This window comes from Streptomyces sp. NPDC089424 (assembly GCF_044749345.1).
Taxonomy (GTDB): Bacteria; Actinomycetota; Actinomycetes; order Streptomycetales; family Streptomycetaceae; genus Streptomyces.
The window spans coordinates 13140-30954 of record NZ_JBIVHU010000003.1 but is presented as its reverse complement, the minus strand read 5'-3'; the positions used below and the strand labels follow the sequence as shown (position 1 = coordinate 30954).

The following is a 17815-nucleotide window of genomic DNA, read 5'->3' as shown; positions in this document are numbered from 1 at the left end:
TGCTCCGAGTGCCGTCAGGCCCTGGGCTCGCCGAAGCTCAGCAGCCCGTTGCGGCGGCCGAAGCGCACCGCGAAGATGCCGGCCGCGACGAGGACGATCGCCCCGATGCCGGAGAACAGCGCGATCTGGCTGCCGGTGGAGGCGAGGCCGCCGCCACCGCCCTGCGGGGAGTTGCCGCCGGTGTCGCCGCCGGTGCTGCCGCCGGTGTCGCCGCCGGTCGTGCCGGACGTGGTCCCGGAGGTGTCGCCCGACGGGTCGTCGGTCGGGTCGCCGGTCGGGTCGTCGGTGGGGTCACCGGAGGGGTCGTCGGTGGGGTCACCCGAGGGGTCGTCCGAGGGCTCGCCACTGGGGTCACCGGAGGGCTCGGCGAGGGTGAAGGACGCCTGGGCGTTCGCTCCCCCGTCGCACGCCGGGGTCCACTTCCAGGCGTTGTCGCCGGCGACCGCGTCCTCGGGCACGGTGAGGGATGCCCAGGTCACCGTTCCGTTCGGGTCGGCTGTGGCCTTGGGGAAGTCGGCCTCGTGCTTGTCGAGGGCCAGCGTGTACTCCTCGCCGGCCGTGCAACGGCGGACGACGAGCTTCACCTGCTGACCGCGCTCCAGCTCCGGGACATCCGGCAGCCGCTCGCCCTGGGCGTTGTGGAGTTCCACCCGGGGCAGCTGGACGACGAGCCTGACGGGCTCGGACTCGGAGGCGCCCCACTCGGCGGTGTTCGCCGGGACGAAGCGGGCGGTGAAGTCGTGCGGCCCGTCGTCCAGAGCGGGAGTGGTGAGTTCGGCCTTGCCGTTCGCGACCGCGGCATCACCGAGCGAGGTGTCGCCGTCCAGGAAGGTCACGTTCCCGGTCGCCTCTGACGGGGTGACGGTGGCGGTGAGCTTCACCGTCTGTCCGGGTTCCACCTGGGAGGGGCTGTACGTCAGCTCGGTGCTGGTCGCCTCCGCGCCCTCGCCCTGCGCCCAGGTGTCACCGGTGACGGTGATCTTCTGGGTCCAGTACGGGTTGCCGGGGACGATCTCCTCCGAGGGCTTGGCGAAGTCGTAGTTGTCCACGCAGAAGGCACGCAACTCGTACGTACCGTCACTGGTGACGATGTCGGCGAGGCTCTGCACCTCCATGCCGGGGTTGTCCGCGGCGGCCAGCGAGATCGACGGCGTCGCCTGGGTGTACGGCCCGCCGTTGCTCACGCCCCTCAACACCGTGGCCTCGGTGCCGTCCGCCTTGACGAGGTAGAGGTTGAGATGGCTGTTCCAGTTGATGTCCTCGATCGTGACGTCGGGACACGCGGCGGGAATCCCCAGAGTCGCACCGAGCGGCTCGGGGTCGCTCAGGCTGCCGCCGGACGCGATGGTGAAGTCCCCGATGGACGCCGCCCGGGCAGGCTGGGACTGGGACGCGACGAGGGCCACGACGCCCGCGACGAGCACGGCACAGGCGGCCAGGATCGCGGCCGCTCTTCGGAAGGGTTGGAGCACTGTCATTGCGGAGGCCCCCCGGGGGACTGTTGGCTGCACGGACTCATGGACAGCGCGTGGGGCCGGGCACCTGGTCGGTGCCCGGCCGTCACGCGGTGGTGCGGATGACGATCGGCGTCTACCGGTTGCCGGTGGTGCTGGTGTCACCGCAGTTGGACGGCGCGGAGTCGGCGCTCAGGTCACCGAAGCCGTAGTTCTTGACGGTGGCGATGTTCTGGCAGACCTGGGAGCTCGCACCGACGAAGGCGCGCGCGATGTTCGCGTCACCGAGCTTGGCGGTGGGGACGACGTTGTAGACGTCGCGCGCGAAGGTGAAGTTCGGGTTCAGGGCGAGCGCGCTGCCCGAACCGGTGGTCGGAGCCACACCCGCGATGCTGCGCAGACGCGACTCGCCACGGCGGTTCGGAACGTCCGCGAAGCCCTTGCCCTGGGCGATCCACTGGGCGACCGAGTACGGCATGATCTGGGTGCCGCTCGCGAGCGCGACGCCGTCGTGCTCCTGGACCGTGTCGTCGACGCAGCCGGCGTTCTTGGCCGTGGTGATCTCCGCCTCGGTGACACCGATGGACGACAGCCAGTAGGTGCGGGTACCGGAACCGGCCTGCGGCAGCAGCGCCTTGGAGACCGTCTTGGTGACACCGGCGTCCACGAAGGTGCAGTTGCGGTAGATGGACTGCAGCTGCGCGATGGACAGGTTGGACGGCAGGGTGCTGCCCAGGTCGGTCGCGTAGGTGACCGCGTCCTTGCCGAACGGGATGAAGGTGAGGGTCGAGCCCGCGGTCGACGGACCCCGCGAGGAACGGGCGAAGTCGACACAGTCGGACTGGGCCGTGTTGTTGATGTCGGCGAGCAGTCGGTCGATACCGGCCGAAGAGCCGTTCGGACGGGCGATGTTCGCGCAGTGCGCGTCGGCCTTCGGGGTGATCGTGGCGGAACCGGTGGCGTTCCAGGAACCGACGATCTTGTTGCCGCCGGCGTCCACCGCGACCTCGCCAAGGCCGTTCACCACGTACTGCGTGGTGTCGGAACCGACACCGGCCAGCGCACGGAACGGCGGGGTCGTGTAGTCCGCCGACGCCGGGGTGGACATGATGCCGACACCGAGGGCCGCGGCACCGAGAACCGCGGCGCCGACCTTGGCGCGAGACTTGACGTTCACTTCTGATCTCCTTGTTTCGGATTTCGAAGGCTGGACGTTCAAGCTGAATCCGGATTGCTGTGCTGCCGACCCGTCGATCGGCCACCGCATACATTTCCAACATTTCCTGGCAGTGGCCACCAATTCCCAGCGAGGGAAAGGTTACGAGCAGGCTTACGAGGTGTCTCCTAGGGAGTCCGCCGATGGGCGAGGCGCAGCATTATCGGACCCGAAAGCCCGGCCGCTCCACCGAGGACGAGAACGCCGACAAGAACCCAGCGGATGACGCCCATAATCTCTCCGGGCGTAAATCCGCCCTTCGCTTCGGCGACGTTTTGCTGAGGCCCCGAGGAGGGTGCCGCCGAAGCGTCCGCGGCGGCCGGTCCCGACGCCGACGGCTCCGCGCTGCCGCCGCCGGTCGCGCCACCCGCTCCCGACGCCCCTCCTGCCGTGCCGGCACCGGAGGAGTCCCCTCCGGCACCACCGGCCGGCCCCGGTCCCGCGGCGCCCGGGTCGTCCGGGTCCGGTTCGCCGGAGGGGTCGTCGGAGACGGCTCCGCGCTCCAGGTCGTCCGCGGCCTTCTCGGCCCGCGTGCGCAGGTCGGCCGGCAACGGAGCGTAGCCGTGGGGCAGTTCTCCGGCCGACAGGCCCGGCGTCTGGCCCGGACCGGCGGCATACCTGATGAACTCCGCGTAGGCCTTGCGGGCCTCGGTGTCCTGGTCGACGGACGCGGCGGCGTAGGTCACCGCGCTCAGCGGGTAGGCCTGGCCCTTGGCGCGTGCCGGGTCGGGCTCGAGCACACCGGCGTCGACGGACGACGGCAGCATGGTGTCGACGCCCGCGAGAAGGGAGGCGGTCGACGGCTCGACGAACTCGCCGTCCGCGTTGCGCAGACCGGCCACGGGCAGTCCGTAGCGTTCCGCCGAGGGGATGTCGACGACCGCCATGACCGCGCGACTACCGGGCAGCGGGGCGTCGTTGACGAGTTTGTCGGGTGCGCCGTTCCCTCCCGCCTGCCACAGAATCGTCCTGTTGTTGTTCCCGCGACGAGCTCGCACCGCCCCGTCGTGCAGGTCGGCCGTGTAGGGGGCGATGTCCAGGAGGGTGTAGGGCAGGCTGGCGCCTCCGGAACCCGTCGCAATTCCCTCGCTCGGGTCCACCTTCGGGTACTCGTTGAAAGTGGAGTTCTCGTCGAGCCCCAGTTCACCGAAATACGGATTCACTTTCATCCCGTTCGGGTCCGCCTTTCCCGCCAGAAAGTCACGGGCCTCCGGGTCGGACTGAAGCCAGTTCCACACCAGCCGGGCAGTGTCGGAGTTCCCGATGGGCACCATCAAACTCATGGGGGACCCGGGAACCGGGGGGAAATCAGGATTCAGCTCTGTGAACTCCGGATCCTCGGTGTAGTCCAGCGGATTGTCCTTGATGTGCTCCGGACCGGGAGTCAGGGAAACATCATTTCGATAGGAATGAGTGAGCATCTTGGCGACGAGCCGTGGTGTGAGCCGCATGTCCTGGACGACACCGTCCGGCCCTTCGACGAAGAACGCGAAGGCCAGCCCGGAGACGGCGACCGGCGCGTGGACGATCGCCGGCCCGCCCTCCGCCTGCTCCACGGGATCGACGGTGAAGCCCAGCGTGGGTGTCTCGGCCGATGTGCTCAGCACCTGGCTCCTGGCCTGCTCCTCGGCGGCCGAGGTGAAGCCGAACGTGCTGTCCGTCGAGGTGCACAGCCGCGGCTGCCAGGACGTGACCGCGTCGGTCAACAGCTCGGTGCCGATCGTCGGCCGCTCCGGCTGCCCCTCCGGGCAGAACTGGTCGACCTGGAGGAAGTCCAGCGGGAAGACGATCCGCTGGGCCCAGTTCGTCGCGGAGAGCGGCGAGGTCCTGAGACTGCCGAAGCCGATGTCGTTGCCGTTGGTCTCATGGATGCCACGCGGCACGACCACCAGCCAGCAGGGGCGCGGAGCAGCCGGCCGCCCCTGGGGGGCCGTGTTGACACCGCATCCGAGGTAGTCGGCCTGGATGCCGTCCTGCATCTCGAACACCGTCTCGCCGGTGCCGTTCGCGAACGTCAGGTTCGCCTGCTGTTCGTTGGTGTCCAGCGGGCCGAAGTACGTGTAGTCGAAGGCTTGTGTCGTGGCCGGTTCCCCGTTGGCCGGGCGGAACGGCACGAAGCTCCGGGCTGCCTCGTCCTGGTCGAGCGAGGGGTTGAGCACCCGGCCCTGGCCGTCCGCCACCACGGCCGCGGACCCGCCGTACACACACTGCTCGGGATCCGGGCCGTCGGGGTCGTCGCCCCAGCACTGCATGATCTGCAGGTAGTTGCCGTTGAACTGGCCGTTGCCCCGGGTCTGCTCGCCACCCTCCCAGGTGACGCGCACGCCCTGGGACCGGAGTCCCTGTGTCTGATGCACCGTCACTTCGAGGTCGGAGAAGTCGTCGTACTTCCCCTTCGGTCCGGACTTCGTCACCGCGGAGGAGTCGCCCTCCGCCGCCACCGCCGGCTGAGAACCCGGCGGGATCGGCAGCAAGGCCACCACCAGCGCGGCCAGCAGGCACCCCACGGCGATCGGGATCCGCGGCCGGCGCCGCGTCGTCACCGCGGTCATGCCGCGCCCCCCTTCCGGCGCGTCCTGCCACCCATCACCCGCGCGAGCACCGGGGGTCCGACCACCACACCCAGCAGCAGCGCCGCGGACAGCGCCATCAGTGCCGTCCGCAGGCCCAGGGAGTCCCCGGTGCCCAGGGACACCGGGCTGGCCGCGACCGAGCTGTCCCCGGCCGTCCGGTCGGCGGCGAGGACCTCGCCGGTGTCGGGGTCGACGACCGTGCCCCCGGTCGTCCCGGACGTGCCGCCGGTGCCGCCGCCGTCGGTGCCGCCGGTCGAGCCGCCCGTGGCACCGCCCGAGCCCGTCGAGCCGGACCCGCCGGTCGCGCCGGAGCCGCCGGTCGAGCCGCCGCCACCGCCGGTGGAGCCACCGCTGCCGCCCGTGCCGGAGCCGCCGCCGGTGCTGCCGCCGCCGGTCTGGGTGGTGGGTTGCCTGGCGCCGCCGGTACCGGTGGCGCACTGGTCCGCGCCCTTCTTGTCGCACGCCTTCGGGTACGGGGCGTTCTCGATCAGCAGGTTCCTGCCGCCGGAGAACGTCGGGTTGTTGCAACGGTTGATGTCGATGCTGCCGGTCTCGGCGCCGGGGATCTTCCTCGTCTGCTCCATGCCGGCCTCGACCAGGTTCTTCGGCAGCGGCGAGTAGCCGAGGCGGTCGGCCTGCTGCTGGCCCTCGCAGAGGAAGTAGTTGTTGAAGGCGCTCAGGGTCCGGCCCTTGGCCTTGGTGAAGCCCGCCTCCTCCTTGGTGGGGATGATCATGTAGCTGTAGCTGGAGAGCGGGTAGGTGCGGCGGTCGCCGAAGCTGTAGACGCTGTCCAGGTTCTGGGTGAGGTAGGTCGCCGAGCGCGGGTCGTTGTTGATCCTCGCCTTGGTCAGCGCCACCGCCACGCTGGACGCGGTCGGCTCGACGTAGTAGCCCGACTTGTTCAGGACCTTGACCACGGGGAAGCCGGCGTTGCGCGCGTAGGAGTACTCGACGTACGTGATCGCGCCCTCGGCCTGCGGCTGGCGGGTGTAGCCCGCGACGCCGAGCGAGGTGGACTGGGACACGAATCCGGAGCCCGGGATGTTCGGGAAGTACGAGGTCAGGCCGCAGGGCGTCTGCTTGCCGGCGCGGCGGCAGTAGTCGTTCCACAGGGAGCCGTACTGCTTGGACATCCACAGCGTGAACTGGGCGGTCGTGCCCGAGCCGTCGGAGCGGACCACCGGGACGATCCGGCGGGCCGGCAGGTTCAGCCCGGGGTTGTCGGCCTTGATCTCGGCCGCGTTCCACATGGTGATCCTGCCGGTGAAGATCTTCGTGATGACGTCGCCCGAGAGCCGGAGGTTGGTGACGCGCTGGCCGCCGATCCTCAGGTTGTACATGAACGACGTACCACCGGCGACGATCGGCATGTACGCGTACTTGCGCGACGGCGGGGAGTCGACGTTGCCGAGGTCGTTGAGGCCGTAGGGGATCTCGGAGACGCCGAAGTCCGAGGTGCCGTCACGGAACTGGTTGCGGCCGATCGTCGAGCCGACCGACGCGTAGTTCACCGTCATGCCCTGCTGGCGGACGTTGCGGCGCCACTGCTCGATGGCGTTGGCGCTCCAGGTCGAGCCGGAGCCACTGATCTTGGTGTAGGTGGCGGCCTGCGCGTTCGGCGGGTCGAGGGCCAGCAGCGCGCAGACCAAGGCGACGAACAGCGCCAGCGCCTGGTACACGCGCAGCGCGCGTGGACGTCGGACAGGTGCGGAAATCACGGGGTGCTCCTCGTCGGTGCGTTACTGGCTGACGGCGGGACGGACGGGGCGTGGGCCTGCGAGGTGAAGCGCTTGGCGTCGCGGCGGGAGGCCCGCACACGGCGGTGTTCCTGGCGGCGCGTCAGCTGACCGGGTCCGCGGCCGCCGAAGAAGCGGGCGAGGACGAACAGGATCAGCACCAGCACCAGCAGGACCGCCGCGGTGCCGAAGCCGCGGGCGATGTAGCTGGCCTCGGGGGACTTGACGAGTTCGAAGGCCGCGAGCGGCAGCGAGACCATCGGGTCCTGGAGCGGGTTGGTGTTCAGCTCCGCGGTGTATCCGGCGGTCAGCAGCACCGGCGAGGTCTCGCCGACACCGCGCGCGGTGCCGAGGATGACCGCCGTCGTCAGACCGGACCGGGACGTCGGCAGCACCACGTGCCAGACCGTGCGCCAGCGGGAGGTGCCGAGCGCGTACGACGCCTCCCGCAGCGTGCCGGGGACCAGCCGGATCACCACGTCCGCGGCGCGGATGATGATCGGCAGCATCATCACGGAGATGGCGAGCGCCGCGGCGAGTCCGGAGCGGTCGAAGCCGAGCGCCAGGATGAAGGTCGCGTAGATGAACAGGCCGGCCACGATGGAGGGCAGCGCGGTCATCGCCTCGACGATGGTGCGCACGAACCGGCTGAAGCGGCCCGGGATCTCGTTCAGGAAGACCGCGCAGACGAGCCCGGTCGGGATGCAGATCACCAGCGCGATGCCGATCTGCCACAGCGTGCCGACGATGGCGTGCAGGATGCCGCCGACGCCGAGCGGCTCCAGCGGGCCCGCGGCCGCCATCGACTCCGTGTAGAAGTTCAGGTGCGGCAGCGCCTCACGGCCCTCGTAGAGCGTGTAGACGACGACGAAGGCGAGCGCGGCCAGCATCACGACGCCGAGGCTCTGGACGACGGCGGCGGCCACCCGGTCCCGTACGGCGGGGCCGTCCTCGTCGAACGAGACCACCAGCGCGTACAGGCCGATGAAGAGCACGTAGGCGATGACGACGAAGCCGAGCGCGCCGTTGAAGGGCAGCAGCCGGTCGAACATCAGCCAGGTCAGGGAGAGCGACGCGGCGGCGGCGCCCAGCATCGCGTACACGTCCGTGGCGCGCAGCGTGGACAGGTTCCTGCGGGACTCCCCGAGGGTGCCGCCCCCGCCGGCACGGCGGCCGGGCAGGGTCGTGCCGGGGCCGGCGGGCCGCTGCGGCGCCGCCTGGCGCGGTCCGCCCTGCGGCTCCTGGTCGCTCGGCGGGCTCTGTGGCGTGGTGACGGTCATCTGGCTCGGTCTCCTCAGGTGTCGCTCGTCGCGCCGGAACGGCTGCGGGCGACGATCGAGGACGCGGCGAAGTTCACGACGAGGGTCATCAGGAAGAGCGCGAGGCCGGCGGCCATCAGCGCGGACATGCCGAACTCGGTCGCCTCGCCGTAGCGCAGGGCGATGAGGGAGGAGACGGAGTTGGTGCCGTTCTGCAGGATGTGCGGCTGGATCTGGAAGACCGGCGAGATGATCAGGTATACGGCGATGGTCTCGCCGAGCGCCCGGCCGAGGCCCAGCATGGTGCCGCCGATCATTCCGCCCTTGCCGAAGGGCAGTACGACGCTGCGGATCATGCCCCAGCGGTTGGCGCCGAGCGCGTAGGCGCCCTCCCGCTCGCCGACCGGGGCCTGCGAGAACACCTCCCGCATCACCGAGCAGATGATCGGCGCGACCATCAGGGACACCACCATGCCCGCGATGAACGTGGACGACGTGAAGACGGTCGCGGTGGCGAGGGGGTCGGTCGGGTCGGCGCCGTCGACCTTGAAGACCGGGATCCAGCCGAAGTACGTGGAGATCCAGCGCGACACCGTGACGACGTGCCCCTGGAAGAAGAACAGGCCCCACAGGCCGTAGACCACCGACGGCACGGCGGCCATCAGGTCGACGACGCTGATGAGCGTCTGTTTGATCCGCGCCGGCGCGTACTCGGAGATGTACAGCGCCGTACCGAGCGCGAGCGGGACCGCGAAGACGATGGCGACGAGGGCGATCAGGATCGTGCCGACCAGCACCGCGGCGATGCCGAAGTTACGGCCTTCCGGCTCCCACGCCTCGGTGGTGATGAAGTCCCACTGCGCGACCTCCAGCGCCTGCCAGGCCCGGTAGGTGAGGAAGCCGCCGACGAGCAGCATGATCGCGAGCACCAGGGAGCCGCCGCCGCGCAGCACCCCGCGGAAGACCCGGTCGGGCACGCCCGGGTCGACGTGGAGGCGTCTTCGCGGGTCGTCCGCCGGGACCACTGGTCGCTCATCTCTTAGCGTCGTCACATGTGTTGACGCTCCAGAGAAACGGTGGACGCCCGCGCACACCCATGTGAACTAGGCAACCCCGAGGGGCAACTTCGGGGGTTGACGTGAACGCGGCGACGACGGAACGCGTACGGGGTACGGGCCCGGGAACACGCGTCGGGGCCCGGGCCCGCCGGTGCGGCGGGCCCGGGCCCCGTTGCGTGCGCGCCGAGCCGTCGGCCCGGCGTCGTCCTCGTCTGCTCAGCCGACGCTCTCTCGCGTCGTCATCTGCTCGGCACACTCACTCCGCGTCGTCCCACGGAATCGCTCCGCCCGACCCGATCTCGGTGAGCAGCGCCCGAAAGCGCTCGTAGGCGGCCTGGCACGTCGAGTGCCGCTCATAGGCGCGTGACGAGACGGCCACGGCGCCGCCGGCCCGGTCCCGAAGCCGCCAGACCCAGCCGCTCCCCTCCGACGTGTGGTGCACCGCGCCCGGTAAATGCGCGACCTCGGCACACAGCCGCTCGAACGCCGCTCGGCACTCGTCGTAGCCCTCGTAGGTGACCGCCGCCATGGCGATCACCCGTCCGTTCGTGGCCGTCAGACGCCACGAGTAGGTTCCGTCCGCCCCTATGTCTATTTGACAGCGCGTGCCGGGTACAGCAGCGCCGCCCTTTCTTCCCGCCATCCATCCCCACCCCTGCGTTTCCCCTGTTCCCGACATCAGGAAGCCGCACGAGCCGACGCTGGTTCGTCGACGGCGCGGCACACGCAGGTTAGTGAGGCGGGAGTGATACGCGATCGCCGTCGGTAAGTGCATTCGACATGCTTCATGCGAATGTTGCCCCTCGTTCATGAGTGCGACCGACGGCCCCCGTCAGGCGGGACGGACACCCTGTCCGGCCGCCGGCACCCCGCCGGGTCGCCCGCGGCACGGCGGGGCGGTACGCGTAGGTGGGCGCCAGGTCCGCTGAAATTCGGACCGAATTTCCCCGTCGGTTTTCCATGGAATCAATCCACCGGATATTCCGCGCGCATTACTTCGCAGGGAAATAGGTCCGCGCATCGGCACCTCCGTGAATTACCTCCACGAAAACGTTCCTAAATCTCCACGGAATGAGTACGCTGCACACGTCAATTCGGGCCCGCCGGGGGGTTTTGGACGGGCCGCGGCATTCACATTGGGGAATTCGCATGCGCATGAGCTCTGCTGTCGCCGCTGCGTGCGGCGTCGTCGCCCTGTCCGCCCTCTCCGTTCCGGCAGCCCACGCGGACGAGCAGTTCGGCGACACCGAGGTCACCGGAGTCGTCGTCAACGACGGCAAGCCCGTCGTCGTCGGTACGACCGCGAGAACCGTGACCGTCGAGGTCACCGCCACCGACCCGTCCGGTCTGGAGCAGATCAACGCCACCCTGTACCACGGCTCGATCGACGCCCCGGACGCCGCCGTGTCCTCGACCGCGGCCTGCGGCCCGACCGCCGACACGACCAGCACCTGCACCCTGACCTTCCCGCTCACCCCGGGCACCGCCCCGGCGGACGACGCGCAGGCCGGCACCTGGAAGGTCAGCGCCTACGCGATCGCCCCCGACAGCGACGCCCACTTCGTCGACGCCGCCGCCTCCTTCACGATGCTGCGCCAGACGCAGGTCACCGCCGACGCCACCCCCGAGCCGGTCAAGCGGGGCAAGCCGCTCACCGTCAAGGGCGGCGTGCAGCACGCCGGATGGACCGCCGGGACGAACGTGGCCGCCGGCGCCGGCCAGGCCGTGAAGCTCCAGTTCCGCCCCGAGGGCTGCCGGGAGTTCAAGACCGTGAAGACGGTTCTGACGGGTGCCGACGGCTCGCTGTCCACGAGCGTGCGCGCGTACAACGACGGCACCTACCGCTGGTCCTACGCCGGCACGTCCGGCACGGCGGCCGCGGTGTCCGCGGGCGACTTCGTCGACGTGCGCTGACCCCGAGCACTCGGCTCGCGCAAACAAACGGCGCCGGTCCGCCCACGTGGGCGGACCGGCGCCGTCAGGCCCAGGCATCGCGTCGGCCGGGACGGCGATCGGGCGCACGCGGTGGGCGCGCACGCCTGTCAAGACCGCCCGACGGACTCACGCCACGGGCGCCTGCGATCAGTACGCCGACCCCGACGCCCCGAGCGAACCCGTCGGGTGCCAGACCGTCTTGGTCTCCAGGAAGGCCGTCATGCGGTCGGTCCCCGGAGCGGCGAACCAGTCGTCCACAGGCTGTGGACGCAGCACGCGCTTGAGGTTGTCCGCGGCGGCGATCTCCAGCTCCTTCGCCAGCACCTCGTCGGCGCCCGCGAGGTCGATGGCGTTGACGTCCTGGTGCGCGGCCAGCGGCGCCGCGATCTCCGCCGTGCGGCCGGACAGGACGTTGACCACGCCGCCGGGGACGTCGGAGGTGGCCAGCACCTCACCCAGGGACAGGGCGGGCAGCGGGGCCTTCTCGGACGCGATCACGACGGCCGTGTTGCCGGTCGCGACGACCGGGGCGACCACGGAGACCAGCCCCAGGAACGACGACGCCTGCGGGGCGAGGACCGCCACCACACCCGTCGGCTCCGGAGAGGACAGGTTGAAGAAGGGGCCCGCCACCGGGTTGCCGCCGCCCACCACCTGGGCGATCTTGTCGGTCCAGCCCGCGTACCAGACCCAGCGGTCGATCGTCGCGTCGACCTGCTCGGCGGCCTTGGACTTCGACAGTCCCTCGGCGTCCGCGACCTCGTGGACGAACTGGTTCCTGCGGCCCTCCAGCATCTCCGCCACGCGGTAGAGGACCTGGCCCCGGTTGTACGCCGTCGCCCCGGACCAGGCGCCGAACGCCTTGCGGGCGGCGACGACCGCGTCACGGGCGTCCTTGCGGGAGGACTGCGGCGCGTTGGCCAGCCACTTGCCCTTGGAGTCCGACACCTCGTACACCCGGCCGCTCTCGGAACGCGGGAACTTCCCGCCGACGTACAGCTTGTAGGTCTTCAGGACAGAAAGTCGCTCAGACATCGAGGTACGCCTCCAGGCCGTGGCGGCCGCCCTCGCGGCCGAAGCCCGACTCCTTGTAGCCGCCGAACGGCGAGGTCGGGTCGAACTTGTTGAACGTGTTGGACCAGACGACGCCCGCGCGCAGCTTGTTCGCGACCGCCAGGATGCGGGAACCCTTCTCCGTCCAGATGCCCGCCGACAGTCCGTACGGAGTGTTGTTGGCCTTGGCCACGGCCTCGTCCGGCGTACGGAACGTCAGCACCGACAGGACCGGGCCGAAGATCTCGTCGCGGGCGACCGTGTGCGCCTGGGTGACGTTGGTGAACAGCGTCGGGGCGAACCAGTAGCCCGAGGAGGGCAGTTCGCAGGACGGGGACCAGCGCTCGGCGCCCTCCGCCTCGCCCTGGTCGGCGAGCGCGGTGATCCGCGCCAGCTGCTCGGCGGAGTTGATCGCGCCGATGTCCGTGTTCTTGTCAAGCGGGTCGCCCAGGCGCAGCGTCGACAGGCGGCGCTTCAGCGAGTCCAGCAGTTCGTCCTGGATCGACTCCTGCACCAGCAGCCGGCTGCCCGCGCAGCAGACCTGGCCCTGGTTGAAGAAGATGCCCGTGACGATGCCCTCGACGGCCTGGTCGATCGGGGCGTCGTCGAAGACGATGTTGGCGCCCTTGCCGCCCAGTTCGAGGGTGAGCTTCTTGCTCGTGCCGGCGACGGTGCGGGCGATCTCCTTGCCGACGGCGGTGGAGCCGGTGAAGGCGACCTTGTTCACGTCCGGGTGCGCGACGAGCGCGGCACCCGCGTCACCGTAGCCCGGGAGGATGTTGACGACACCCTTCGGCAGGCCGGCCTGGCGGCAGATGTCGGCGAAGAACAGGGCGGACAGCGGGGTCGTCTCGGCGGGCTTCAGCACCACCGTGTTGCCGGTCGCGAGCGCCGGGGCGATCTTCCAGGCCAGCATCAGCAGCGGGAAGTTCCACGGGATGACCTGGCCCGCGACGCCCAGCGGCCGCGGGGACGGTCCGAAGCCGGCGTGGCCGAGCTTGTCGGCCCAGCCCGCGTAGTAGAAGAAGTGCGCGGCCACGAGCGGCAGGTCGGCGTCCCGGGTCTCCCGGATCGGCTTGCCGTTGTCCAGGGTCTCCAGGACGGCCAGCTCGCGGGAGCGCTCCTGGATGATGCGGGCGATGCGGAACAGGTACTTGGCGCGCTCGGCGCCGGGCAGCGCCGACCACTTCTCGAAGGCCTTGCGCGCGGCCCGCACGGCACGGTCGACGTCCGCCTCGCCGGCCTGGGCGACCTCGGAGAGGACCTCCTCGGTGGCCGGGGAGACCGTCTTGAAGACCTTGCCGTCGGCCGCCTCGGCGAACTCGCCGTCGATGAACAGGCCGTAGGAGGGGGCGATGTCGACGACCGAGCGGGACTCGGGCGCGGGTGCGTACTCGAACACGGAAGCCATGGTGATCAGTCCACCGTCACGTAGTCGGGGCCGGAGTAGCGGCCGGTGGCCAGCTTCTGGCGCTGCATCAGCAGGTCGTTCAGAAGCGAGGAGGCGCCGAAGCGGAACCAGTGGTTGTCCAGCCAGTCCTCGCCTGCGGTCTCGTTGACCAGGACGAGGAACTTGACGGCGTCCTTGGAGGTGCGGATGCCGCCGGCCGGCTTCACGCCGACCTGGACGCCGGTCTGGGCCCGGAAGTCGCGCACGGCCTCCAGCATGAGCAGCGTGTTCGCGGGGGTGGCGTTGACGGCGACCTTGCCGGTCGAGGTCTTGATGAAGTCGGCCCCGGCCAGCATGCCGAGCCAGCTGGCACGGCGGATGTTGTCGTACGTCGAGAGCTCGCCGGTCTCGAAGATGACCTTCAGCCGGGCCGCGGTGCCGCAGGCCTCCTTCACGGCGACGATCTCGTCGTACACCTTCATGTACCGGCCCGCGAGGAAGGCGCCCCGGTCGATGACCATGTCGATCTCGTCGGCGCCCGCGGCCACGGCGTCACGCACGTCGGCCAGCTTCACGGAGAGCGCGGCGCGGCCGGCCGGGAAGGCGGTGGCGACCGAGGCGACCTTGACGGAGGAACCGGCGACGGCCTGCTTGGCGGTGGCCACCATGTCGGGGTAGACGCAGACGGCCGCGGTCGCCGGGGTCGTCCGGTCCGTCGGGTCCGGGTGGACCGCCTTGGCACCGAGCGCCCGGACCTTGCCCGGGGTGTCCGCGCCTTCCAGCGTCGTCAGGTCGACCATCGAGATGGCGAGGTCGATGGCGTAGGCCTTCGCGGTGGTCTTGATGGAACGGGTGCCGAGGGAGGCGGCGCGCGCCTCCAGGCCGACCGCGTCGACGCCGGGCAGCCCGTGCAGGAAGCGGCGCAGCGTGCTGTCGGAGGCCGCCGCGTCCGAGAGGGAGTGTGCAGTGGTGGGCATGGTCACCAGACGAGCATATCTACGCGCGTAGCGGCTGTACAGCCCCCCGAAGTGGGCCGGCGGGCGACGACACGGTCGGCCTGGCACCCCGGGGCGTGGCCCGGTGGCGGCGGGCGTGGTGTGTCTGGGGGCGTTCCCGGCGGGGCCGGGGGCTCCGCGCCCAGGGGAGACGGGCGATCGGCGGGGTGGTGGGGGGATGCGGCAGAATCGGAGGCATGACGACCCCGGACCAGCAGTCACCCGCGCCGCAGCCCTCGCGCCCCACGACCCGGGACCGGATCTACCGGTCGCCGATGGCTCTGGTCGGCGGCGTCCTGGTGCTCGGCCTCGCCGGGTGGCTGGGCGTGGACGCGATCATCGCGGGCGAGGGCAGTACACCGTGGCTGGCACTGGCCACGCTCCTCCTCCTGGTGCCGCTGGTCGTCGCCTTCACCGTGCGGCCCGCCGTGTACGCCGGTGAGGACCGGCTGCGCGTGCGCAACCCGTTCCGCCTGATCGTGCTGCCCTGGGGCGAGGTCGCCTCGCTGCGCGCCGGGTACACCAACGAGGTGGTCAGCAAGGCGGGCGACAGGTACCAGCTGTGGGCCATACCCGTCTCCCTGCGCGCCCGCGGCAAGGCCGCCCGCAAGGAGGCGCGGCGCACGGCGCAGGCGTCCGGCGGCGGCAAGGGCCGCGGCCGTGGCCTCGGCGGGCTGTCGGACGTCGACGTCCAGGACGGCCCGGTCCGCGCCGAGAGCGACCAGATCATCCACGACCTTCGCCAGACGCTGGAGGCCCGCGAGAAGGCGAGGTCGGCCCAGGGCGAGGTGACCGTCCGCTGGGCGTACGAGCTCATCGCACCGGCGGTGGCCGGAGCGGTGCTGCTCGCGATCCTGCTGGCGATCGGCTAACCACCCCCTTCACCGGAGGCCGGCACCCACGCACGACGAGCCGACCCGCCCACGTACACCGGGCCCCCGCTCAGCAGAACCCGCGACGCCGGGCCGCAGACCCGCGCCCACGCCCCCGCGTCGGAAGCCCGGATGCCGACGAACCCCGGCACAGCCATCCGGCGATCGGCCGGCCACACCCATGGCCGGAGGCCGGCATCCGCGCACGGCGGGCGGCCCGCCCACGGCCGCCGGGCACTACCCGCCCAGCGCAAGCAGAACCCGCTACGCCGGGCCGCAGACCCGCGCCCCCCGCCACGGAAGCCCGGACGCCGACGAACCCGCGACGGCGGACACCGGCACAGGCGCCATCCGGCGATCGGCCGGCCACACCCATGGCCGGAGGCCGGCATCCGCGCACGGCGGGCCGACCCGCCTAGGTACGTCGGGCGCCCTTCGCTCAGCAGAACCCGCGACGCCGGGCCGCAGACCCCCGCGCCCACACCCCCGCCGCGTAAGCCCGGCTGCCGACGCGGCGCGGACCCCGACACAGCCGTCATCCGGCGATCGGCCGGCCACGCCCACGGCCGGAGGCCGGCATCCGCGCACGGCGGGCGGCCCGCCCACGGCCGCGGGCGCCCCCGCCCAGCGCAAGCAGAACCCGCTACGCCGGGCCGGATGACAGACCAGCGCCCACGACCCCGCCACGGAAGCCGACGAACCCGCGGCGCGGGCCCCGGCGCAGCCGACCTCAGGTGTGCGGGATTCGCGTCGCGGTCAGCTGGGAGGCTGCCGGGGCCGTGCGGGCCGGAGGGCGCCAGGTCCAGGTGCGTACCGTGTCGAAGCCTGCCGCGTGCACGGCTGCCGCGAGGGCGGACAGGCCGGTGGGGAGCCACCGCTCGTGGGCGGACAGCAGGAGCTGCCCGCCGGGGCGCAGCACGCGGTGGAGCTCGGCCAGGGCGGCGGGGACGTCGGGCCAGAGCTGGAGGTTGTTGACGGAGATCACGACGTCGACGGAGGCGTCCGGCTGTCCGGTGCGCGCGGCGGTGCCCGGACTGAGGCGCAACCGCCCCCGCCGGATCAGCGGTGCGCAGCGGCGGCGGGACATGGCGAGCATGACGTCGGAGGGTTCGATCCCGATGACGTGGGCCGAGCGTTCGGCGGCGGCCGTGAGACCGACGCCGGGGCCTGGGCCGAGGACGAGGACGACGTCCTGCTCGGCGGGCGCGGCGAGGGCCACGGCATGGCGTTCGGTCGCGGCGTTGCCGCGGGCCATGAGATGGCCGCCGAGACGGCCGAGCGGTCCCCTGGGCCGGCCGAAGCAGGTGGCGAGGAGCTGTCCGACGATGCTCTGCACCCCCGCATCCAAACACGGGCCCCTGACCGCCGCATGCGGGGAAGCGGGGTGCGTCGGATCCTTGAACACGACTTGCCCTACCTATCGAGAATCGATAGATTCTTATCGTGAGTCGAGAGAGGGAGAGGCCATGGGGCAGATGACGACGCTCGCCCTGCGCGGCGTACTGGTGGTGTTGCTGGCCGGGTCCGTGTTCGTGCAGGCCGTGATGGTGCCGCTGATCGGGGCCGATCTGGAGGAGGGCACCTCGGAGTTGGCGTATCCGCGGGCGGCGTTCCTCGTCGTGCTGGTGCTCGGCGTGGTCACCGTGCAGGTCGTCCTCGTCTGCGTGTGGCGGCTGGTGACCATGGTCCGCAGGGGCACCGTGTTCTCGCACGCCGCCTTCCACCACGTGGACGTCGTGCTCTGGGCCATCGCCGCGGCCGCCGTCCTGTTGAGCGCGTTCGGGTACATGCTCGCGCCGGGTGAGGCCGTGGCGCCGGGCGTCGTCCTGCTGGTGGGCGGGGTCGTCGTGGCCGCGCTGGGCGTCGCGCTCATCGTGCTCGTGCTGCGGATGCTGCTCGCGCAGGCGGTCGCCCGGGACGTCGAGGCGGCGCGGCTGGAGGCCGAGTTGCAGGGGGTGATCTAGTGCCGATCGCCGTCGACATCGACGTGATGCTCGCCAGGCGGAAGATGTCCGTGGGCGAACTCGCCGAGCGCGTCGGGATCACTCCGGCCAACCTGGCGGTGCTCAAGAACGGTCGCGCCAAGGCCGTACGGTTCGCCACCCTCGCCGCGCTGTGCGAGGTGCTGGAGTGCCAGCCGGGCGACCTGTTGCGCTGGGAGGCGGAGGAGGCCGCGCAGGCGGACCGCGAGCCCGCGGCGACCGGGGCGCGGACCGACGGGGAATCCTCCCCGCGGACTAGGCCCTCTCCGCCGGGGAGCCGGTGAGAGCCGAC

At 71.1% G+C, this 17815-nt stretch carries 15 protein-coding genes; 4 read left to right on the top strand and 11 right to left on the bottom strand.

Going from position 1 to position 17815, the window contains the following annotated elements; genetic code table 11:
- Positions 1-14: 14 nt before the first annotated feature.
- The 7 genes from ACIP2X_RS15145 to ACIP2X_RS15115 form a co-directional block, all read right to left on the bottom strand.
- Positions 15-1478: an Ig-like domain-containing protein gene (locus ACIP2X_RS15145; RefSeq protein WP_401672469.1), complete on the bottom strand. Its 1464-nt coding sequence runs from the start codon at positions 1476-1478 to the stop codon at positions 15-17.
- Positions 1479-1590: 112 nt separating this feature from the next.
- On the bottom strand, positions 1591-2631 hold the full coding sequence (locus ACIP2X_RS15140) for a hypothetical protein (protein ID WP_401672466.1): 1041 nt from the start codon (positions 2629-2631) through the stop codon (positions 1591-1593).
- A 167-nt stretch (positions 2632-2798) separates the two neighbouring features.
- Positions 2799-5222 (bottom strand): hypothetical protein, encoded by a 2424-nt coding sequence (locus tag ACIP2X_RS15135; protein ID WP_401672464.1) that lies wholly within the window; start codon positions 5220-5222, stop codon positions 2799-2801.
- Complete coding sequence (locus ACIP2X_RS15130) at positions 5219-6961, bottom strand: phosphate ABC transporter substrate-binding protein PstS (RefSeq protein ID WP_401672462.1); 1743 nt, start codon at positions 6959-6961, stop codon at positions 5219-5221. Before ACIP2X_RS15130 ends, ACIP2X_RS15135 begins: the two co-directional genes overlap by 4 nt.
- The gene (gene pstA, locus ACIP2X_RS15125; protein ID WP_401672460.1) at positions 6958-8259 is read right to left on the bottom strand and encodes a phosphate ABC transporter permease PstA; all 1302 of its coding nucleotides are present in this window, start codon (positions 8257-8259) and stop codon (positions 6958-6960) included. Before pstA ends, ACIP2X_RS15130 begins: the two co-directional genes overlap by 4 nt.
- A 14-nt stretch (positions 8260-8273) precedes the next feature.
- The gene (pstC, locus tag ACIP2X_RS15120) at positions 8274-9263 is read right to left on the bottom strand and encodes a phosphate ABC transporter permease subunit PstC (protein ID WP_401672458.1); all 990 of its coding nucleotides are present in this window, start codon (positions 9261-9263) and stop codon (positions 8274-8276) included.
- 289 nt (positions 9264-9552) lie between these two features.
- A complete protein-coding gene (locus ACIP2X_RS15115) occupies positions 9553-9834 on the bottom strand; it encodes a hypothetical protein (protein ID WP_401672456.1) in 282 nt (93 codons plus the stop codon).
- A gap of 617 nt (positions 9835-10451) precedes the next feature.
- Between ACIP2X_RS15115 and ACIP2X_RS15110 the strand changes: the two genes are divergently transcribed.
- Positions 10452-11210 (top strand): DUF5707 domain-containing protein, encoded by a 759-nt coding sequence (locus ACIP2X_RS15110; RefSeq protein WP_401672453.1) that lies wholly within the window; start codon positions 10452-10454, stop codon positions 11208-11210.
- Positions 11211-11378: 168 nt separating this feature from the next.
- On the opposite strand, the gene ACIP2X_RS15105 is transcribed toward ACIP2X_RS15110, so the two are convergent.
- The 3 genes from ACIP2X_RS15105 to deoC are packed head-to-tail and all read right to left on the bottom strand — an operon-like array spanning position 11379 to position 14651.
- Positions 11379-12266, bottom strand: coding sequence for an aldehyde dehydrogenase family protein (locus ACIP2X_RS15105; RefSeq protein ID WP_401672450.1), 888 nt, complete (start codon positions 12264-12266; stop codon positions 11379-11381).
- Positions 12259-13695, bottom strand: coding sequence for an aldehyde dehydrogenase family protein (locus tag ACIP2X_RS15100; protein ID WP_401672448.1), 1437 nt, complete (start codon positions 13693-13695; stop codon positions 12259-12261). Before ACIP2X_RS15100 ends, ACIP2X_RS15105 begins: the two co-directional genes overlap by 8 nt.
- Positions 13696-13700: 5 nt before the next feature.
- Complete coding sequence (gene deoC, locus ACIP2X_RS15095; protein ID WP_401672445.1) at positions 13701-14651, bottom strand: deoxyribose-phosphate aldolase; 951 nt, start codon at positions 14649-14651, stop codon at positions 13701-13703.
- A gap of 215 nt (positions 14652-14866) precedes the next feature.
- Here deoC and ACIP2X_RS15090 point away from each other — a divergent pair, with 215 nt between their 5' ends.
- Positions 14867-15541: a PH domain-containing protein gene (locus ACIP2X_RS15090; RefSeq protein ID WP_401672443.1), complete on the top strand. Its 675-nt coding sequence runs from the start codon at positions 14867-14869 to the stop codon at positions 15539-15541.
- 730 nt (positions 15542-16271) lie between these two features.
- Here the strand turns inward: ACIP2X_RS15090 and ACIP2X_RS15085 are convergent.
- The gene (locus tag ACIP2X_RS15085; protein ID WP_401672441.1) at positions 16272-16877 is read right to left on the bottom strand and encodes a class I SAM-dependent methyltransferase; all 606 of its coding nucleotides are present in this window, start codon (positions 16875-16877) and stop codon (positions 16272-16274) included.
- Between the two features lie 130 nt (positions 16878-17007).
- Between ACIP2X_RS15085 and ACIP2X_RS15080 the strand changes: the two genes are divergently transcribed.
- A complete protein-coding gene (locus ACIP2X_RS15080) occupies positions 17008-17505 on the top strand; it encodes a DUF2975 domain-containing protein (protein WP_401672438.1) in 498 nt (165 codons plus the stop codon).
- On the top strand, positions 17505-17807 hold the full coding sequence (locus ACIP2X_RS15075; protein ID WP_401672435.1) for a helix-turn-helix domain-containing protein: 303 nt from the start codon (positions 17505-17507) through the stop codon (positions 17805-17807). Before ACIP2X_RS15080 ends, ACIP2X_RS15075 begins: the two co-directional genes overlap by 1 nt.
- Positions 17808-17815 lie beyond the last annotated feature (8 nt).